The organism is Actinomycetes bacterium (genome assembly GCA_036510875.1).
Lineage (GTDB): Bacteria > Actinomycetota > Actinomycetes > Prado026 > Prado026 > DATCDE01.
In genome coordinates this window covers 1-3,207 of sequence record DATCDE010000282.1, presented here as the reverse complement: position 1 = coordinate 3,207, position 3,207 = coordinate 1, and the positions used below count along the sequence as shown (strand labels likewise).

The window sequence follows — 3,207 nt, the reverse complement described above, 5'->3', positions numbered from 1 at the left end:
GGTTGTCGCGGCTGATCTGGGTGACGGCGGCCATGTGCAGGGCGTGGTTGAGCTGGCGGTTGCCGCGCTGGTTGAGCCGGTGGCGCACGACCTTGCCCGAGGATGCCTCGATGGGGGCGGTGCCGTTGTAGGAGGCGTAGTGGCCCTTGGTCGGGAACCGGGTGATGTCCCCGGAGTGCCCGATCAGCAGGGCGGCGACGATCGGTCCGACGCCGTAAACCTCGGTGACGGTCGTGCCCGATGCTGCGGCGGCGACGGTGATCCGCTTCTTCACCTCCGCGATGTTCTTGTCCAGGCGTCGCACATCAGCGACGAGCTCGAGGGCCATCTCCTTGCGCGCTACTTCGACCGCGTTGCTCGGGTGGATGGTCCGGAGCCGGGATGCCGCACCATCAGCGGAGATCCGGCGTTGCACCCCACCCGGGACCATCGCCGCGATCAACGCATGGAGCCGGCAGACCGCCTGGGTGCGCAACGAGGTCAGGTCCTGGTGACGGTCCGCGAGCAGGCGCAGCACCATCGCGTGGTCCTCGACCATCACCGTGCGCAGGTGCGGATCCCGCAACGCTGCGATCGCGGTCGAGAGCGCATCGTTCGGGTCGCTCTTCGAACCACGCCCCGACCCCAACAACCGCACCCTCGCCGCAAGAGTGGCGGGGACGTCGACGACACCCTCACCAGCACGGACCAGCTGCTGGGCCAGTAGGAACCCCAGCCCGCCGGCGGACTCGCTCGCCCACCGTCGCGGCCGGAACTCGTCAGCGAACTCCAGCAACGCCGAGACCTGGGACTTGTCCGCCTTCACCTTGATCCTCGCGAGCTCGTGCTCGGCGTCATCGATCACCACCGCGGTGTGGGTGGCCTTGTGCGGGTCGATACCGATCAACACCATGGCTCCTCCTTCAGGAACCGAAGGGAACGGCGGCCGCAGGCACTCCTGATGCGAACCGGTGCTTGCCTCTTGCGAGCCACGCCACCGCCTAGGGAAACCCAGCGGGCCGGCGCTTCGTTCGAAAGCCAACCGGCACCGGTAGCAGGCACTTCACGAGACGACCCGCCAGATCCCCGGACGCTACGAGCAAACGCTCAACGCCCACCAGAACCATCTATCAGGCACATCTGCGCGCCACGGAGCGGCACGGCAACCGGCACGTCGGCGCGCGAAGGCCGAGCGTCTTGACATGCTGTGGCGATGGGATTGGGCAGTGACGGTTCTGCGCTGGGACTGCTGCGACGGGCTGAGCACGGGGTGCTCCTGTACGGGATCACCCCGCCGAGTCTGACGACGGCTCCGGGGCGCGCTGACGAGATCGCCCAGGCCACGTTGGCGCGGCTGGACTCGGTGGCGCTGGACGGGTTGATCATCTATGACGTGGATGCCGAGGACGATCGTTCCCCGGATGCACGGCCCTTCCCGTTCATGCCGATGATGGATCCTGCGGACTTCTTGGACCGGCACCTGTCCGGCTGGACCGGGCCGGTGGTCGTGTACCGCGCTGTCGGCAAGTACACCGAGGCGGACTTGAGCCGTTGGCTATCCGAGGTCGACTCCGACCGGGTGCTCTCGGTGCTGGTCGGTGCCGCCTCCCGGCACCAGGCGGTGAAGACCCGGCTCACCGACGCATACCGGCTGCACGCCGGTTTGGACCGACGACCCAGCGTCGGTGGCGTCTGCATCGCTGAACGGCATGTCGGCACCGGCCAGGAGCACCGACGGATGCTCAGCAAGCAGGAGGACGGTTGCGACTTCTTCGTCTCCCAGGTCTGCTACGACCTCGACCACACCCGCGACCTGCTGTCCGACTATGTCTATCTCTGCCGGGACCAGGGCATAGACCCGCGCCCAGTCATCCTCACCCTGGCACCCTGCGGCTCCATGAAGACCCTGGAGTTCATGTCGTGGCTCGGCATCGACGTCCCACGCTGGCTACACACAGAACTCACCCGGTCGCACGACCCACTGCAGTTGTCCTACGACCAGTGCCTGAGCAACGCCCGCGCCCTGGTCGGCTTCTGTCGCCGACTGGGTCTTCCGTTCGGCATCAATGTCGAGAGCCTGACGAACCGCAAGGTTGAGATCGAAGCCTCAGTCGACCTAGCCCGGGAGATCGGTGAACTCCTTCACTGACTCGGACTCGCGTTGCGAGACCTGTAGATCCAGGTAGCAAGGCGCAGTCTCACCCGGGACGCGTTCTCCGCTGCGTGCCCGAGCAAGATCGCGCTGGATGCCGAATCGCTCGTCAGAAGGCGATGCAGGCACATCTGCGCGCCGCGAAGCGGCACGCTATCGGCACTTACGGCGCGGCTCAGCAAGGGCATCTCCCTGCGCTTGGGCACACTGAGGTCATGGCCGTCTTGTTCGACTACTTCTCGGCCGCGTCAGACGAGCAGGCTGCCACCGTGATCGACCGGCCCGGCGGCCCCGGACGTGCTTACGCGGCGCTGGCTCCGCAGGACTCCAGCCGTCGGGGGCTCTTTCGCCGCAGGTCATCAGGCTGGTCGGGTCCGGCGACGGACACCGGTGTCCAGTTCTTCACCGTGTTTGGGGACGGGATCGACCCGGTCGTCCAGATGGGCACGTTCGAGGAGTTGCTGACCGGTCGTGCCTACGACGACATCGTCGAGGACCCCCAGAGTGGTCGCACTGTGGCGGATCGCGACGGTGGAGAACGACTCGTCCTCACCTTGACCGACCGTCTGCGTGACGCTCTTGCGGCTGCCAGCCCGGAACGCCTCGCCGAACTCGCAGTCCCGTGGTCGCAGACGGAGGAGTTCTGCGGCCAGGGCGACCCTGAGGTCCTGGCAACGTTCCTCAACAGCCTGGCCGGGCTTGCGCGGCAGGCGCAGGACAAGCATGAGCGGTTGTACTGCTGGGTATGCGTCTGAGCGAACGAGAACGGCATCACTTAGGCGCTGGCCTGTCGTCGGCTCGACCAGAGGCGGCTGAGAACAGCGGCAAGACCACCCCCGATTCCCACGCCGACCAGATTGGCGAGTACGTCGGTGGCGTCGCAGTTTCGGTTGAGCGCCAACACCAGCCCCTGGGTCGCCTCGATAACGAAGGGTGCGACGAGCGCCAAACCGAGCCACATCCACCTAGGCGTGGCGAACCATGACACGAGTCCCAGCGGGACGAACAGCAGGACGTTCGCCAGACGCTCCTTGGGCACCTCACCGAGCGTGAGGCTGAACTGGCACGAGATCTTC

At 66.5% G+C, this 3,207-nt stretch carries 4 protein-coding genes; 2 read left to right on the top strand and 2 right to left on the bottom strand.

Translation table 11 applies throughout. From position 1 onward, the window contains the following. A partial coding sequence (locus tag VIM19_16555; protein HEY5186466.1) for an IS110 family transposase occupies positions 1–892 on the bottom strand: 892 nt, incomplete at its 3' end. Positions 893–1,192: 300 nt separating this feature from the next. On the opposite strand from VIM19_16555, the gene VIM19_16550 reads away from it, so the two are divergent. Together VIM19_16550 and VIM19_16545 are read left to right on the top strand one after the other, a co-directional pair. Beyond that, complete coding sequence (locus tag VIM19_16550) at positions 1,193–2,128, top strand: 5,10-methylenetetrahydrofolate reductase (GenBank protein ID HEY5186465.1); 936 nt, start codon at positions 1,193–1,195, stop codon at positions 2,126–2,128. 74 nt (positions 2,129–2,202) lie between these two features. Further along, the gene (locus VIM19_16545) at positions 2,203–2,886 is read left to right on the top strand and encodes a hypothetical protein (GenBank protein HEY5186464.1); all 684 of its coding nucleotides are present in this window, start codon (positions 2,203–2,205) and stop codon (positions 2,884–2,886) included. A gap of 20 nt (positions 2,887–2,906) precedes the next feature. On the opposite strand, the gene VIM19_16540 is transcribed toward VIM19_16545, so the two are convergent. Further along, positions 2,907–3,207: VanZ family protein (locus VIM19_16540; GenBank protein HEY5186463.1), on the bottom strand; the 301-nt coding region annotated here is incomplete at its 5' end.

Excerpts from the sequence above, each read along its gene's own strand:
- VIM19_16550 (HEY5186465.1), top strand. The coding sequence starts at position 1,193 with ATGGGATTGGGCAGTGACGGTTCTGCGCTGGGACTGCTGCGACGGGCT.